14 protein-coding genes are annotated in these 15,958 nt (G+C 59.5%); 10 read left to right on the plus strand and 4 right to left on the minus strand.

Translation table 11 applies throughout. From position 1 onward, the window contains the following. Positions 1–417: 417 nt before the first annotated feature. Positions 418–1,911, minus strand: a complete 1,494-nt coding sequence (locus ACYZTL_RS12095) for a CoA-acylating methylmalonate-semialdehyde dehydrogenase (protein ID WP_461951977.1) — start codon at positions 1,909–1,911, stop codon at positions 418–420. A 64-nt stretch (positions 1,912–1,975) separates the two neighbouring features. Further along, positions 1,976–3,325 carry an omega-aminotransferase AptA gene (gene aptA / locus ACYZTL_RS12100; RefSeq protein WP_461951978.1) on the minus strand — a complete coding sequence of 450 codons (1,350 nt, stop codon included), beginning with the start codon at positions 3,323–3,325 and terminating at the stop codon, positions 1,976–1,978. Positions 3,326–3,449: 124 nt separating this feature from the next. Here aptA and ACYZTL_RS12105 point away from each other — a divergent pair, with 124 nt between their 5' ends. The 6 genes from ACYZTL_RS12105 to ACYZTL_RS12130 all read left to right on the plus strand — a co-directional run bounded on the left by ACYZTL_RS12105 (position 3,450) and on the right by ACYZTL_RS12130 (position 10,034). Continuing rightward, positions 3,450–4,370 (plus strand): LysR family transcriptional regulator, encoded by a 921-nt coding sequence (locus ACYZTL_RS12105; RefSeq protein WP_008006295.1) that lies wholly within the window; start codon positions 3,450–3,452, stop codon positions 4,368–4,370. A gap of 212 nt (positions 4,371–4,582) precedes the next feature. Beyond that, the gene (locus tag ACYZTL_RS12110; RefSeq protein ID WP_461951979.1) at positions 4,583–5,233 is read left to right on the plus strand and encodes a TetR/AcrR family transcriptional regulator; all 651 of its coding nucleotides are present in this window, start codon (positions 4,583–4,585) and stop codon (positions 5,231–5,233) included. 7 nt (positions 5,234–5,240) lie between these two features. Then, positions 5,241–5,822 (plus strand): IMPACT family protein, encoded by a 582-nt coding sequence (locus ACYZTL_RS12115; RefSeq protein ID WP_461951980.1) that lies wholly within the window; start codon positions 5,241–5,243, stop codon positions 5,820–5,822. 602 nt (positions 5,823–6,424) lie between these two features. Next, complete coding sequence (locus ACYZTL_RS12120) at positions 6,425–7,990, plus strand: ABC transporter ATP-binding protein (protein WP_461951981.1); 1,566 nt, start codon at positions 6,425–6,427, stop codon at positions 7,988–7,990. Between the two features lie 11 nt (positions 7,991–8,001). Continuing rightward, entirely contained in the window at positions 8,002–9,108 is a 1,107-nt protein-coding gene (locus ACYZTL_RS12125; RefSeq protein ID WP_461951982.1) for an ABC transporter permease, read from the plus strand. After that, positions 9,108–10,034 (plus strand): ABC transporter permease, encoded by a 927-nt coding sequence (locus ACYZTL_RS12130; protein ID WP_461951983.1) that lies wholly within the window; start codon positions 9,108–9,110, stop codon positions 10,032–10,034. The genes ACYZTL_RS12125 and ACYZTL_RS12130 overlap by 1 nt, the downstream gene beginning before the upstream one ends. Positions 10,035–10,113: 79 nt before the next feature. Here the strand turns inward: ACYZTL_RS12130 and ACYZTL_RS12135 are convergent, their stop codons facing one another. Further along, complete coding sequence (locus ACYZTL_RS12135; protein WP_461951984.1) at positions 10,114–10,536, minus strand: hypothetical protein; 423 nt, start codon at positions 10,534–10,536, stop codon at positions 10,114–10,116. A gap of 83 nt (positions 10,537–10,619) precedes the next feature. Here ACYZTL_RS12135 and ACYZTL_RS12140 point away from each other — a divergent pair, with 83 nt between their 5' ends. From ACYZTL_RS12140 to ACYZTL_RS12150, 3 genes are all read left to right on the plus strand, one after another. Beyond that, entirely contained in the window at positions 10,620–10,970 is a 351-nt protein-coding gene (locus tag ACYZTL_RS12140; RefSeq protein ID WP_461951985.1) for a MerR family transcriptional regulator, read from the plus strand. A 25-nt stretch (positions 10,971–10,995) separates the two neighbouring features. Next, positions 10,996–11,682, plus strand: a complete 687-nt coding sequence (locus ACYZTL_RS12145; RefSeq protein WP_461951986.1) for an SDR family oxidoreductase — start codon at positions 10,996–10,998, stop codon at positions 11,680–11,682. 264 nt (positions 11,683–11,946) lie between these two features. Next, the gene (locus ACYZTL_RS12150) at positions 11,947–13,305 is read left to right on the plus strand and encodes an 8-oxoguanine deaminase (protein WP_461951987.1); all 1,359 of its coding nucleotides are present in this window, start codon (positions 11,947–11,949) and stop codon (positions 13,303–13,305) included. 133 nt (positions 13,306–13,438) lie between these two features. On the opposite strand, the gene ACYZTL_RS12155 is transcribed toward ACYZTL_RS12150, so the two are convergent. Next, positions 13,439–14,548, minus strand: coding sequence for a calcium:cation antiporter (locus tag ACYZTL_RS12155; protein ID WP_461951988.1), 1,110 nt, complete (start codon positions 14,546–14,548; stop codon positions 13,439–13,441). Between the two features lie 318 nt (positions 14,549–14,866). On the opposite strand from ACYZTL_RS12155, the gene ACYZTL_RS12160 reads away from it, so the two are divergent. Then, positions 14,867–15,949, plus strand: a complete 1,083-nt coding sequence (locus ACYZTL_RS12160; RefSeq protein ID WP_461951989.1) for a BMP family ABC transporter substrate-binding protein — start codon at positions 14,867–14,869, stop codon at positions 15,947–15,949. The last annotated feature ends 9 nt before the right edge of the window (positions 15,950–15,958 follow it).

Consider the following 15,958-nt stretch of genomic DNA (forward strand, 5'->3'; position numbering starts at 1 on the left):
CTCTGTATCTGTCAAGCGGTTATTTTCAGAAGTTTTCAAAGTTTCCTTTGCAACTTCAACCACTTGCGCTTCCGATCTCTCGTTAGCGGGAGGCGAATTCTACAGCGTTACTCGCTGCTGTCAACACCTCTTTTTCTCCGCTTTCGACCGAGACAATCGAAACGTCAATAAGGCGAAAACACACTGCCTTACCAACTCCTTCTGGGCTTCGATGATCTGAAGCAACTCGCTGTCGAAAACTGCGTAACTCTTTGTTTACCAAGGAGTTTTCCGTTTCGACTGCGCCGGAAGTGGGGCGAATTATAGACTTCCAGAATCTGCCGTCAACACCTATTTTCACATTTCTGTCATATAGGTAAAAAAAGCCCGGAAACACGAAGGCCGAGCCCCAAGGGGCTCGGCCTTCTTCCCTTCTACTTACAAGCTAGGGAATGCGAATTGCGACGCTTCGTGGCTCGCACGTTGAGGCCAGCGCTGGGTAATGGCCTTGCGACGGGTGTAGAAACGCACGCCATCCGGGCCATACGCATGCAGATCGCCGAACAGCGAACGCTTCCAGCCGCCAAAGCTGTGATAAGCCACCGGCACCGGCAACGGCACGTTGACGCCGACCATGCCGACTTCGATCTCATCGCAGAACAACCGCGCAGCTTCCCCATCACGGGTAAAGATGCAGGTGCCGTTGCCATATTCGTGATCGTTGATCAGTTGCATCGCCTCTTCAAGGCTGTTCACCCGGACGACACACAGCACCGGCCCAAAGATCTCTTCTTTATAGATGCGCATTTCCGGTGTGACGTTATCGAACAGGCAGCCACCCAGGAAGAATCCCTCCTCATGACCGGCCACGCTCAGACCACGGCCATCAACCACCAGGGAAGCACCGGAAGAAACGCCGTCTTCTATATAGCCGCTGACTTTGTCGCGAGCCTGACCGGAAACCAGCGGCCCCATGTCCAGCCCACAAGAAGTACCCGCACCGATTTTCAGCGCTTTGATCTGCGGCACCAACTTGGCCACCAGCGCATCCGCCACCTGGTCGCCAACACACACAGCCACCGAGATCGCCATGCAACGCTCACCGCAAGAACCGTACGCAGCGCCCATCAGTGCGCTGACGGCGTTATCCAGATCCGCATCCGGCATCAGCACCGCGTGGTTCTTCGCCCCACCCAGTGCCTGAACGCGTTTGCCGCGCTTGGTGCCTTCGGCGTAGATGTATTCGGCAATCGGTGTCGAACCGACAAAGCTCAACGCTTTGACTTCCGGCGCTTCGATCAGCGCATCCACCGCAGCCTTGTCGCCATGCACCACGCTCAGTACGCCTTTTGGCAGACCGGCTTCGAGCAACAGCTGAGCAATCAGCAGCGTCGAGCTTGGATCACGCTCGGACGGTTTAAGGATGAAGCAGTTCCCGCAGACGATTGCCAGCGGATACATCCACAGCGGCACCATCGCCGGGAAGTTGAACGGAGTAATACCGGCAACCACACCCAACGGCTGGAAATCCGACCAGGCATCAATGTTCGGGCCGACGTTACGGCTGTATTCACCTTTGAGGATTTCCGGCGCGGCACAAGCGAACTCGACGTTCTCGATCCCGCGCTTCAATTCACCGGCGGCATCTTCCAACGTCTTGCCGTGCTCTTCGCTGATCAGTTGGGCGATGCGTGCTTCGTTCTGTTCCAGCAGTTGCTTGAAACGGAACATCACCTGAGCACGTTTGGCCGCTGGCGTGTTGCGCCAGGCCGGGAACGCAGCCTTGGCGGAATCGATGGCTTTCTGAATGGTTTCGCGGCTGGCCAACGGAAGCTTGTGGATCGCCTGGCCGGTGGACGGGTTGTACACGTCGGCCGTGCGACCGTCTTCGGTCACCAGTTCGCCGTTGATCAAATGCGGGATAAGGCTCATGCGGGGCTCCTGAAAAGTTGTCCACAGGCGCCCTGCAAAGAGCGCCTCTATATAGAAGGGAAAATCAGTCGATTTTGTTCAGCACTTCGCCGACCGCGTCGAACAGACGATCAAGGTCTTGCGGCTTGCTGTTGAAGGTCGGGCCGAACTGCAGGGTGTCGCCGCCGAAGCGCACGTAGAACCCGGCTTTCCACAGCGCCATGCCCGCTTCGAACGGACGCACGATGGCGTCGCCGTCACGCGGGGCAATCTGGATCGCGCCGGCCAGACCGTAGTTACGAATGTCGATAATGTTTTTCGAGCCCTTCAGGCCGTGCAACGCATTTTCGAAATGCGGCGCGACTTCGGCCACGCTCTGCACCAGGTTTTCCTTTTGCAGCAGGTCGAGGGCTGCCAGGCCCGCGGCGCAAGCCACCGGGTGCGCGGAGTAGGTGTAGCCGTGCGGGAATTCCACGGCGTACTCAGGCGTCGCCTGGTTCATGAAGGTCTGGTAGATCTCGGAGCTGGCAATCACCGCGCCCATCGGGATCGCGCCGTTGGTGACTTGCTTGGCGATGCACATCAGGTCCGGAGTCACGCCAAAGCTGTCAGCGCCAAACATCGAACCCGTGCGACCGAAACCGGTGATCACTTCGTCGAACACCAGCAGAATGTTGTGCTGATCGCAGATCTCGCGCAGACGCTTGAGGTAGCCCTCAGGCGGAACCAGCACGCCAGCGGAACCGGCCATTGGCTCGACGAATACAGCGGCGATGTTCGAAGCGTCATGCAACTCGATCAGCTTGAGCAGTTCATCCGCCAGGGCGATACCCCCCTCTTTCGGCATGCCACGGGAATAGGCATTGCTCGCCAGCAAGGTGTGCGGCAGGTGATCGACGTCCATCATCGCCTGACCGAAGATTTTGCGGTTGCCGTTCACGCCGCCGAGGCTGGTGCCGGCAATGTTCACACCGTGGTAGCCACGGGCACGACCGATCATTTTGGTCTTGGTTGCCTGGCCTTTCAGACGCCAGTAAGCGCGAACCATCTTCACCGCAGTGTCAGCGCACTCGGATCCCGAGTCGGTGAAGAACACGTGATTCAGATTGCCCGGCGTCAGGTCGGTGATTTTCTCGGCCAGTTGGAACGACAACGGGTGGCCATACTGGAAGCCCGGCGAGTAATCGAGGGTGCCCAACTGCTTGGCGACCGCTTCCTGGATTTCCTTGCGAGTGTGCCCGGCGCCACAGGTCCACAGACCGGAGAGCGAATCGTAGACCTTGCGGCCCTTGTCATCCGTCAGCCAACTGCCTTCAGCCGCCACGATCAGTCGCGGGTCGCGCTGGAAATTTCGGTTGGCGGTGTAGGGCATCCAGTGAGCATCGAGCTTGAGCTGGCTGGCCAGGGAGTTCGGGGCGTTTTCAGGCACGTTCATGGGCAAAACCTCGCAGGGCAATAAGCGGCGTGGAGATGAAAAGCGTTCTTGCAGCTAAATTGCCACGGGGATAAAGTCGGTGAAATCCAACTTTTCTAACGTTCAGTCAGGTCGTTACTAAACTATGAGCAGCCGTCGCCCCGATCCGCTGGCACAAGTCAGTGACTTTGATATTCGCCTGCTGAGGATTTTCCGCAGCGTGGTGGAATGCGGCGGCTTCTCCGCAGCCGAATCGGTGCTCGGCATCGGGCGCTCGGCGATCAGCCAGCAGATGAGCGATCTGGAACAGCGTCTCGGTTTGCGCCTGTGCCAACGCGGTCGCGCCGGATTTTCCCTGACCGAGGAAGGCCGCGAGGTTTACCAGTCGGCATTGCAGCTATTAAGTGCGCTGGAAAGCTTCCGCACCGAGGTCAACGGTCTGCACCAACATCTGCGCGGCGAATTGACCATCGGCCTGACTGACAACCTCGTCACCCTGCCCCACATGCGCATCACCCATGCCCTGGCGCAATTGAAGGAACGTGGGCCGGACGTGCAGATCCAGATCCGCATGATCGCGCCCAATGAAGTCGAACAAGGCGTGCTCGACGGACGCCTGCATGTCGGCGTGGTGCCGCAGGCGAGCGCGCTGTCGGGGTTGGAATATCAGCCGCTCTACAGCGAACGTTCGCTGCTGTATTGCGCGGTCGGTCATCCCTTGTTCTACGTCGACGACAAGCAACTGGACGATGAACGCCTCAACAGCCAGGACGCCATCGCCCCGACCTTCCGTTTGCCGGCCGAAATCCAGGCGCATTACCAGGCACTCAACTGCACCGCCAGTGCGTCGGACCGTGAAGGCATGGCATTCCTGATTCTCACCGGACGCTATATCGGCTACCTGCCCGATCACTACGCCAGCCTCTGGGTTCAACAAGGTCGCTTGCGCGCACTGAAACCTAAAGCACGCTTTTATGACCTCAGTCTCGCATCTGTTACACGCAAGGGACGTCGCCCGCATCTGGTGCTGGAAAGCTTCCTTGAGAGCCTGGCCGCAACACGGTGAAAAATTGTGGGAGCGGCGGTGCGACGATTCGACTTGCTCGCGAATACGGTGTGTCAGCTATATGAATGTCGACTGACACGCCCTCTTCGCGAGCAAGCCCGCTCCCACAGGGATTTGTGGTGTTCAGGTTTTATCGTGTCGGGACTTGTCTGGAAACTGTGGGTGCGCTATCAACGCACTGGTTGCACCCACTCACTTGTTCGGAAGTGCCTATGACCTTTGAAGTCCCCGCTCACGGCGGCAAACCCGCCAGCCGCATTCGTCAGAAGAACGAAGAGACCATCATCAAAGCCGCCGAAGACGAGTTCGCCCGACACGGGTTCAAAGGCACCAGCATGAACACCATCGCCCTGAATGCCGGGTTGCCCAAGGCGAACCTGCATTACTACTTCACCAACAAACTGGGGTTGTACGTGGCGGTGCTGAGCAACATCCTTCAGTTGTGGGACAGCACCTTCAACACTCTGACTGCCGAGGATGATCCGGCCGAAGCGCTGACGCGATACATCCGCGCCAAGATGGAATTCTCCCGTCGCCAACCGCAAGCCTCGCGGATTTTCGCGATGGAAGTCATCAGCGGCGGCGAATGCCTGAGCGAGTATTTCAACCAGGATTATCGCGTCTGGTTCCAGGGCCGGGCGGCGGTGTTTCAGGCGTGGATCGACGCTGGCAAAATGGACCCGATCGACCCGGTCAACCTGATCTTCCTGTTGTGGGGCAGCACCCAGCATTACGCAGATTTCGCCACGCAGATTTGCCGGGTCAGCGGCCGCACCAAGTTGACCAAGCAAGACATGGAAGACGCCGGCAACAACCTGATCCGCATCATTCTCAAAGGCTGCGGCCTCACTACAGCTATATAAGACACTTATGCCTTTTACCCTCAGCGGCTTTTGCGAGTTCCGCGAAGAAATTCGCAAAAGCCGCTTCATCACTTTCGCCGCGCCGATCAGCAGTCCTGCTGAAGCCCAGGCGTTTATCGAACAGCACAGTGATTTGAATGCCACGCACAACTGCTGGGCATGGAAGCTCGGCGCTCAATACCGCAGCACCGATGATGGCGAGCCGGGTGGCACGGCTGGCCGACCGATACTGGCGGCGATCGATGCGCAGGATTGCGATCAGGTCGCCGTGCTGGTGATCCGGTGGTATGGCGGCATTCAACTCGGCACCGGTGGCCTCGCCCGAGCGTATGGCGGCGGCGCCAACAAGTGCCTGCAAGCGGCGCCGAAGATTGAGCTGATCAGCCGAGTGCCTGTGAGTTGCGCCTGCGGGTTTGCTGAACTGACGCTGGTGAAACTTCGGGTGGCGGAGCTTGGCGGACTGGTTGTAGAAGAATCGTTCACGGCCAACGGTGTAGAGCTGCAATTGGCGATGGGCGAAGCGCAGATCGAAACCCTGCAAACCCAGCTCGCGGATTTGAGTCGCGGGCGCATTCTGTTGCAACGTTGAAGATCAAAAGATCGCAGCCTTCGGCAGCTCCTACAGTGTGATCGCGATTTCCTGTAGGAGCTGCCGAAGGCTGCGATCTTTTGGGGCATCAGCATTTCCAAGGCGCCTCACACTTGCCCACATCTACTGTGCACCCGGCTGTGGATAACCTGAGCACATACCGCTGCAACCCTTCTGTCATGCGGCTTTGCAGGCATTGCTCATTTTTCGCCCAATCTGCCATCACAACGACTAAATCCACGTAAAAACAAACAGTTAGACTGGTTTATCACCTTTAGAAGAAAGCCGCTCAGTGCTTATGCCCGAGCTTTGCGCTTGCGCACAAATACTGTGGAGCAATCTGTGGATAACCCGTTCATGGCTGTCGCGGCCCCATGTCCGGCATGGCTTGCGATGGGTTGCTCGTTTTTTGACCAAACCTTTATGAGCAAAAGTGGAGCCTGGTCAACGGCTTCGCCCTCAAGTGGTGCCTGACTGACCGTCGAAATGTCACGAGGCAGCGTCCTCAACGCCTTGGTCGTCTTGGATTTTCATTTTTCCTGACTCAATGGCCAGGAACTTGCTTTATCCACAGGCATAACTTCAACCGACCCGAGTTTGTCATGCCCACCCCCGTGCCGATCCCCGATCAAACACCCCGTTTGCAACTGTGCAGAATCAGCAAGCGCTACCCAGGTTGTCTGGCCAACGATGCCATCGACCTGAGCATTGCACCGGGTGAAATTCATGCGCTGCTGGGCGAAAACGGTGCGGGAAAAAGTACGTTGATGAAGATCATCTACGGCGTGACCCAGGCCGATTCCGGCGAGATGATCTGGCACGGCCAGCGCGTCAACATGCGCAATCCGGCTCAGGCTCGCGGCTTGGGGATCGGCATGGTGTTCCAGCACTTCTCGCTGTTCGAAACCCTCAGCGTGGCGCAGAACATTGCGTTGGCGATGGGCGCGGCCGCCGGTACGCCGAAACAGCTTGAGCCCAAAATCCGTGAAGTGTCCCGGCGCTACGGCATGGCGCTGGAGCCGGAGCGACTTGTCCACAGCCTGTCGATTGGCGAGCGCCAGCGGGTCGAAATCATTCGCTGCCTGATGCAGGACATCCGCCTGTTGATTCTTGATGAGCCGACGTCGGTGCTGACGCCGCAGGAGGCCGACGAATTGTTCATCACCCTGCGCCGACTGGCAGCCGAGGGTTGCAGCATTCTGTTTATCAGCCACAAGCTCGGTGAAGTTCGCGCCTTGTGCCACAGCGCCACGGTGCTACGCGGCGGTCGGGTGGCCGGGCATTGTGTGCCCGCCGAGTGCTCGGATCAGCAACTGGCGACATTGATGGTCGGTGAAACAGCCGTGCTGATGGCCGATTACCCGAAGGTATTGGGCGGTGATGCATTTTTGAACGTGAGCAGATTGTCGTGGCATAACCCGGACCCGTTCGGTTGCTCGCTGAAAGACGTAGACCTTGAAGTGCGCAGCGGCGAAATCGTCGGCATCGCGGGGGTTGCTGGCAATGGGCAGGATGAGTTGCTGGCGTTGCTCAGCGGCGAAGAATGCCTGCTTCGTGATGACGGCAAGACGATCCGTTTCGGCGGGCAAGCAGTCGCCCATTTAAGGCCGGATGCGCGCCGCAAACTCGGTCTGGCGTTCGTACCCGCCGAGCGTCTTGGCCACGGCGCGGTGCCGGAATTGAGCCTGGCGGACAACGCCCTGCTCACAGCCTTTCAACAAGGGCTGGTCAGCAACGGGTTGATCCAGCGCAGCAAGGTCGCAGCGCTGGCCGATGAAATCATCCGCCGCTTCGGCGTCAAGACACCTGACGCGCAAACACCGGCCCGCAGCCTGTCCGGCGGCAATTTGCAGAAATTCATCCTTGGCCGGGAAATCCTCCAGCAACCAAAACTGCTGGTGGCCGCGCACCCGACCTGGGGTGTGGATGTCGGCGCCGCCGCGACCATTCACCGCGCGCTGATTGCCTTGCGCGATGCCGGCGCGGCGATCCTGGTGATCTCCGAAGACCTCGATGAACTGTTCCAGATCAGCGACCGGCTCGGCGCCTTGTGCAGCGGTCGATTGTCGCCGCTCAGGGCCACCGTCGACACGCGCCTGATCGATGTCGGCGGCTGGATGGCCGGCCAGTTCGACGCCCCTCAATCACCCGCACCCGCAACGCTTTAACGGAGTTTCACATGCTGCTTTCTCTCGAACCCCGTGGCCAGCAATCGCGCCTGATGTTGTGGTGCTCGCCGTTGCTGGCGGCGATCCTGACATTGGGCTGCGGCTCGCTGCTGTTTATCGCGCTGGGCCACGACCCGTTGTTGACGTTGCATACGTTGCTGATCGCACCGGTCAGCGACCTCTATGGCGTCTCCGAATTGTTGGTCAAGGCGCTGCCGATTCTGCTCTGCGCGTTGGGTCTGGCCGTAGCGTATCAAGCACGGATCTGGAACATCGGCGCCGAAGGACAACTGCTGCTCGGCGCGCTCGCCGGCAGTGCATTGGCGGTGAACATCATCGACCTGCAAAGCCGCTGGGCGCTGGTGTTGATCCTGTTTGTCGGTACGTTGGCGGGCGCGGCATGGGCCGGCCTGACAGCGTGGTTGCGCACGCGCTTCAATGCCAACGAAATCCTCACCAGCATCATGCTCAATTACATCGCCCTGAACCTGTTGCTGTTCTGCGTGCATGGGCCGTTGAAAGATCCGGCCGGGTTCAACTTCCCCGAGTCGGCGATGTTCGGCGATGCCAGCCGTTTACCGCTGTTGATGGAAGACGGTCGGGTTCACGTCGGGGTGTATTTCGCTCTGCTGGCCTTGGTCGCCGTGTGGGTGTTGTTGCAGAAAAGTTTTGTCGGCTTCCAAATCAAAGTGCTCGGGCTGGACAAGCGTGCGGCGGGCTTCGTTGGTTTTCGCGAGAAGCGGCTGATCTGGCTGGCGCTGCTGATCAGCGGTGGTTTGGCCGGGCTGGCCGGCGTGTGTGAAGTCACCGGGCCGATTGGCCAACTGGTGCCGCAAGTCTCGCCGGGATACGGTTATGCCGCGATCACCGTGGCGTTTCTCGGGCGACTCAATCCCATCGGGATTCTGTTTTCCAGCCTGTTGATGGCGCTGCTGTACATCGGCGGCGAAAGTGCGCAGATGAGCCTGAATCTGCCGCAAGCGATCACCCAATTGTTCCAGGGCATGATGCTGTTTTTCCTGTTGGCCAGTGATGTGCTGATTCTTTATCGACCGCGTTTGAACCTGCACTGGGCCCGCCGTGCGCCAGTCACCGCCCTACACGCTGGAGCGCTGTGATGGATATCGATCTGCTGAGTAATATTTTCTACGCCATGGTTCGTTGCGGCACGCCGTTGCTGTTGGTGGCGCTGGGCGAACTGATCTGCGAGAAAAGCGGCGTCCTCAATCTCGGCCAGGAAGGCATGATGCTGTTTGGCGCGGTGATCGGTTTTATCGTCGCACTGAACAGCGGCAACCTGTGGCTCGGCGTGCTGCTGGCGATGCTCGCCGGGATGTTGCTGTCGTCGCTGTTTGCGTTGGTAGCGCTGGTGTTCAACGCCAATCAGGTGGCGACCGGGTTGGCGCTGACGATCTTCGGCGTGGGTCTTTCGACGTTTGTCGGCGCGGCGTGGGTCGGTAAACCGCTGGCGGGATTCGAGCCCGTGGCGATTCCTTACCTGAGTGACATTCCGCTGGTCGGGCGGATGCTGTTTGCGCAGGATCTGCTGGTGTATCTGTCGTTCGCGTTGTTTGCGCTGGTGGCGTGGGTGATTGTGAAAAGTCGCATCGGTTTGATCATTCAGGCCGTCGGGGAAAACCCGGATGCTGCCAGTGCGATGGGTTTGCCGGTGTTGGGCGTGCGTACGCTGGCGCTGTTGTTTGGCGGGGCGATGGCGGGGTTGGCCGGGGCGTATCTGTCGCTGGCCTATACGCCGATGTGGGCAGAGAACATGAGCGCCGGGCGTGGCTGGATTGCCCTGGCGCTGGTGGTGTTTGCCAGTTGGCGGGTTTGGCGGTTGCTGCTCGGCGCGTATCTGTTCGGGCTCGCCAGCATCCTGCACCTGGTGGCGCAGGGGCTGGGGCTGGCGATTCCGTCGAGTCTGCTGGCGATGCTGCCGTATGTCGCGACGATTGTGGTGTTGGTGCTGTTGTCGCGGGATGCGCTGCGCACACGGTTGTATGCGCCGGTGTCGTTGGGGCAGCCGTGGCAGGGCGGGCATTAGGTAGCCGGGCGGGCCCCTTCGCGGGCAAGCCCGCTCCCACAGGGTTTTGTGTCGGCCGAAAATCCCGGGGGCAACTCGATCACTGTGGGAGCGGGCTTGCTCGCGAAGGCGTCCGCACTGGCAACACCTGCACCACGCCCCACGCCAATTCAAAGATCAGGAAAATCACCAACAGCGAACTGGCGCCATGCAGCAAGGCATACAACTGCCAGGCAGAAAACAGAAACCTGCCCACCGCGTCATAACGGCCGTAAACCTGCTGCGGATCACGAATCCGCAGCACGGCCCACACGCACACGATCGACCCCAACAGATTCGCCATCAGCATGTGCATCGGCTCGAATGCCGGCAATTCTCCGGGCAAGTCGAACGCCCGGCTCACACTCGTCAAAACACCGTGCAACGCCGCAAAAGTCCACGGCGTGACAAACGCTGCCGTCACGATCAAGTCATACCAGGCGCTGCCCCGCACCACTTGGCGATACTGCATTGAAGTCCACATCGGCCTTGCTCCATAAATTCAGGGAGCAACAAGGCTAAAGCCTGGAGTATGCTCCAGGGTCAAGCCCCTCTTGAGATGTCAGGATGCGTATCGGTGAATTAGCCCTGGCCAGCGCTGTCAGCCGTGACACGCTGCGCTTCTATGAGCAACGCGGATTGATCGCCGCGCAACGCAGCGCCAACGGATATCGCGATTATCCGCCGGACGTGGTGCAACTGGTGCTGTACATCAAGACCGCTCAACGGCTGGGCTTTACTCTTGGCGAAATCGGCAACAGCGTCGCCGCGTTGTGGCAGTCGCCCGACCCGGACAGCGCCGTCACGCAACTGCTGCAAGACAAACTCAAACTGATCGAAACCCGAATGGATGAACTTGGCGCGCTGCGACACGAGTTGCAACAACGGCTCGGGCAACGTTGTCCCTTAACTCCGTGATCCTCACTTATCAAGGAAGCCACTCATGTCCAAGGCAAAAACCGCACTCGTCATCGGCGCCTCCCGGGGCCTGGGCCTCGGTCTGGTGAAAACCCTGCTGGCCGACGGCTGGCAAGTCACCGCCACCGTGCGCAACCCGCATAATGCCGACGCCTTGCAGGAACTGGGCAACGTGCGGATCGAAAAACTCGACATGGATGATCAGCAGGCCGTCATCGCTTTGAGTCAGCAACTCAAGGGTGAAGTGTTTGATCTGTTGTTCGTGAATGCCGGGGTCAAGGGACCGGAAGTACAAACGCCGGGCGGCGCGACGCTGGCCGAAGTCGGTCAGTTGTTTTTCACCAATGCCGTGGCGCCGATCAACCTGGCGCAGCGTTTTGTCGGGCAGATTCGCCCGGACAGCGGCGTGCTGGCGTTCATGAGCTCGGTATTGGGCAGCGTGACCATGCCGGACGCGCCGGAGCTGGCGTTGTACAAGGCGAGCAAGGCTGCATTGAACTCGATGACCAACAGCTTTGTGACGCAATTGGGCGATCAGAAACTGACCGTGCTGTCGCTGCATCCGGGTTGGGTGAAAACCGACATGGGCGGCGAAGGCGCTGATATCGATGTGGAAACCAGTACGCGTGGGCTGGTTGAGCAGGTGGATGCGTATGTCGGCAAGGGCGGGCATCACTTTGTGAATTACAAGGGTGAGACCATTCCCTGGTAACACCGCAGGCCCGTGTAGGAGCGAGCTTGCTCGCGAAAAACGTTCGGACAACGCGGTCATTCAGACACCACGCGTATTCGTTGACGTCCATCGCGAGCAAGCTCGCTCCTACAATGAGTTGCGTCGTCTGGTCGGAGGAGGCTTGCCCGCAAGCCAGTTTTGTTTGAAACTCCGCACCTCGCCCCCGCGGCGACCCTGGATCAGCAGACAGGGTAATCACTGAGCTGGCTAACCTGAACCCCACTTTCAGAGGAGCCGGCCAACATGCCTGCGACCCGTACCTGGTTAAAAAATCCCCTCGCGATCTTCACTGCCAATGGCCTCGATGCCCGTGGCGGCCTCGTGGTGCAAGACGGTCTGATCGTCGAAGTGCTTGCCGCCGGCCAGCAACCGTCCGCGCCCTGTGGACAAGTGTTCGATGCCCGTGAGCATGTGATCCTGCCTGGGCTGATCAACACCCATCACCACTTCTATCAAACCCTGACCCGCGCCTGGGCGCCGGTAGTCAATCAGCCGTTGTTTCCGTGGTTGAAAACCCTGTACCCGGTCTGGGCGCGACTCACTCCTGAAAAACTCGCCCTCGCCACGAAAGTCGCGTTGGCGGAGTTGCTGCTGTCTGGCTGCACCACGGCGGCCGATCACCATTACCTGTTTCCTGAAGGCCTGGAAAATGCGATCGACGTGCAAGTCGAGAGCGTTCGCGAACTGGGTATGCGCGCCATGCTGACCCGCGGCTCCATGAGCTTGGGCGAAAAGGACGGCGGCCTGCCACCGCAGCAGACGGTGCAGGAAGGCGAAGTGATTCTCGACGACAGTCAGCGCCTGATCGCCGAATACCACGAGCGCGGCGATGGCGCGCAAATCCAGATCGCCCTGGCGCCGTGCTCGCCCTTCTCGGTCACCCCTGAAATCATGTCCGCCAGCGCCGAACTGGCGAACAAACTCGATGTGCGCCTGCATACGCACCTGGCGGAAACCCTCGACGAAGAAGACTTCTGCCTGCAACGCTTCGGCCTGCGCACCGTCGATTACCTGGACAGCGTCGGCTGGCTCGGCCCGCGCACCTGGCTGGCGCATGGCATCCACTTCAACCCGGACGAAATCGCCCGCCTCGGCGCAGCCGGCACCGGCATTTGCCATTGCCCGAGTTCGAACATGCGCCTGGCCTCCGGCATTTGCCCGACACTGGACCTGACCGCCGCCGGTGCGTTGCTGGGGCTGGGTGTGGACGGTTCGGCGTCCAACGATGCATCGAACATGATGCTCGAAACCCGTCAGGCGCTTTACATTCAGCGGCTGCGTTATGGCGCGGAGAAGATCACGCCAGAACTGGTGCTGGGTTGGGCGACCAAGGGCTCGGCGAGCTTGCTGGGGCGTGCCGATATTGGTGAGCTGGCGGTGGGCAAACAGGCGGATCTGGCGCTCTTCAAGCTGGATGAACTGCGCTTCTCCGGTAGCCATGATCCGGTGTCGGCGCTGCTGTTGTGTGGCGCGGACCGGGCGGATCGGGTGATGGTCGGCGGGAAGTGGCGAGTGATTGACGGGCAGGTTGAGGGGCTGGATCTCAAAGGTCTGATCGCCGATCACAGTCAGGCGGCTCGGCAGTTGATCGCGGGCACCTAAGTCGATCACGATCTAATGTGGGAGTGGGCTTGCTCGCGAATGCGGTGTGTCAGTCGAAATCAACTTTGACTGATACACCGCATTCGCGAGCAAGTCGAATCGTCGCACCGCCGCTCCCACATTGACTCCGTTTCTACATTGGTTTTGTGGTGTGTTCAAAGCCCAACACCGACAACATGATGAACGTCGCAAACAACACAAAATGCGTCATGCCTTCGATGGCATTGGTTTCGCCATCGTTGAGGTTGATCGCACTGACAATCAGGGTGAGGAAAATCATCACAGTTTGCACAGGCGTCATCGCCATCTGAAACGGTTGGCCGGTGTAGAGCGCCATCGCTTCCATCACCGGCACCGTCAGAATCACCGTCGACAGCGAGGCGCCCATGGCGATGTTGACCACCGACTGCATGCGGTTGGCCAGCGCCGCGCGCAACGCGGTCAGAATCTCCGGCGCCGCGGAAATCGCCGCCACCAGAATCGCCGTGATCACCGGCGGTGCGCCCGTCCCTTCCAGGCCCAGGTCGAGAGTCTTGGACATCACCTCGGCCAATGCGCCGATCACCACCACGCCAAATACCAGCGTGCCGATACTCAATGCGAGGTTGACCGGCTCAGGTTCTTCCTCCGGGATTTTCTTGCGGCGTTTTTCCGGGTAGCTGTAGCTGAAAAAATAACTGTGCGGCCCGACCTGCATGCGCAGAAACAGGGCGTAAAGCACAACCATCGCACCAATGGTGAACGCGGAATACATCTTCCAGTTCGCCTCGGGAATGAACTCCGGCACCACCATGGAAACGCCCATGGCCGTAAGGATCATCACGCTGTAACTGCGTGCCGAGTCATCGTTGTAGGACTGCTCGCCGTGCTTGATCCCGCCCATCAACGCGGCAAGGCCGAGGATGCCGTTGATGACGAGCATCACCGCTGAGTAAATCGTGTCGCGCACCAGCGTTGGCGACGCTTCATTGCTCATCATGATCGCCAGGATCACCACTTCCACCAGCACCGCCGCCAGGGTCAGGATCATCGTGCCGTAGGGATCGCCGACTTTTTCTGCCAGCAGTTCGGCGTGATGGGCGACGCGCATGGACGCGGCGACGATGAAGGCGATCAGCACGAGGCCGGCGGTCAGGGCTGTGGGCTGGCCGCTGTGCAGCATCCAGTGTTCCATCGGGTAAGCGATGAAGGCAGCGATCAGGGCCTGCAGCAGAAACTTTTCTTGCCTGAGAAATGTGAGCATCGCGGGCCTTTTTTGCCGACTGAAGCGCAATCAGTGTGATGAGCTACTGACTGCAGGGCGGCGCTAACGTTTCGTTACACCTTAGCGCACCAGTGGCATGCAGCCTGGCAAGGCAATGCAATGCACTTTTATCGGTCTTACGGGCCTCTTCGCGAGCAAGCCCGCTCCCACATTGGATCGCATTCCCCTGTGGGAGCGGGCTTGCTCCGGGCGGCGTTCCGACGAAGGCCGTACCGCGGTTTCAACTTATTTGTTGTCCTGTTGGTCAGTAATTTGCATTACCCCCTCCAACCTCAAAACAAAATGGAGTTGTAATTCATGCATAAACGTCCGTTGAAGAAGCTGCTGTGCGCCGTCGCCGTGGCCGTCGGCCTGAGCGCCAGCCTGACCGCCAGTGCCACCGACCCGCTGAAAGTCGGCTTCGTCTACATCGGTCCGATCGGTGACCACGGCTGGACGTATCAGCATGAACAGGGACGCAAAGCGCTGGCCGAAAAACTCGGCGACCAGATCACGACCAATTACGTGGAGAACGTCGCCGAAGGCGCTGACGCCGAGCGGGTGATCCGCAACATGGCCAAGGACAAGTACGACCTGATCTTCACCACGTCCTTCGGCTACATGAACCCGACCCTGAAAGTTGCGAAGCAATTTCCCAAAGTGACCTTCGAACACGCCACCGGCTACAAGCAGGACAAGAACCTCGGCACTTACCTGGCTCGCACCTATGAAGGTCGCTACGTCGGCGGTTTCCTCGCGGCGAAAATGACCAAAACCAAGAAAGTCGGCTACGTCGCATCCTTCCCGATCCCTGAAGTGATCCGCGACATCAACGCCATTCAACTGGCTCTGAACAAGTACAACCCAGGCACCGAGATCAAAGTGGTGTGGGTCAATTCCTGGTTTGATCCGGGCAAGGAAGCCGATGCCGCCAACGCGTTGATCGACCAAGGGGTGGACGTGGTGTTCCAGCACACCGACAGCCCGGCGCCGATTCAGGCTGCCGAGCGTCGCGGTGTGTACGCCGTCGGCTACGCTTCGGACATGGCGCACTTCGGGCCGAAAGCGGTGCTGACTTCAATCGTCAACGATTGGGGACCGCACTACATTCAGGCGACCCAAAGTGCGCTCGACCACACATGGAAGTCGCAGGATTACTGGGGTGGCTTGAAGGAAGGCACGGTTGAACTGCCGATCAGCGATCTGGTGCCCGCGCCGGTGAAAGCCGAGGCCGAGCAGATCATTGCAGACATCAAGAGCGGTGCGCTGCATCCGTTCACCGGGCCGATCAAGGATCAGGCCGGCGTCGAGAAAATCCCGGCAGGTGTGACGGCAAGCAACGCGGAATTGGCCTCGATGAACTACTACGTTGAAGGCATGAAGGCCGATATTCCGAAGTAGCCCGCGCCC

The sequence above is a fragment of the Pseudomonas sp. LB3P81 genome (assembly GCF_054897965.1).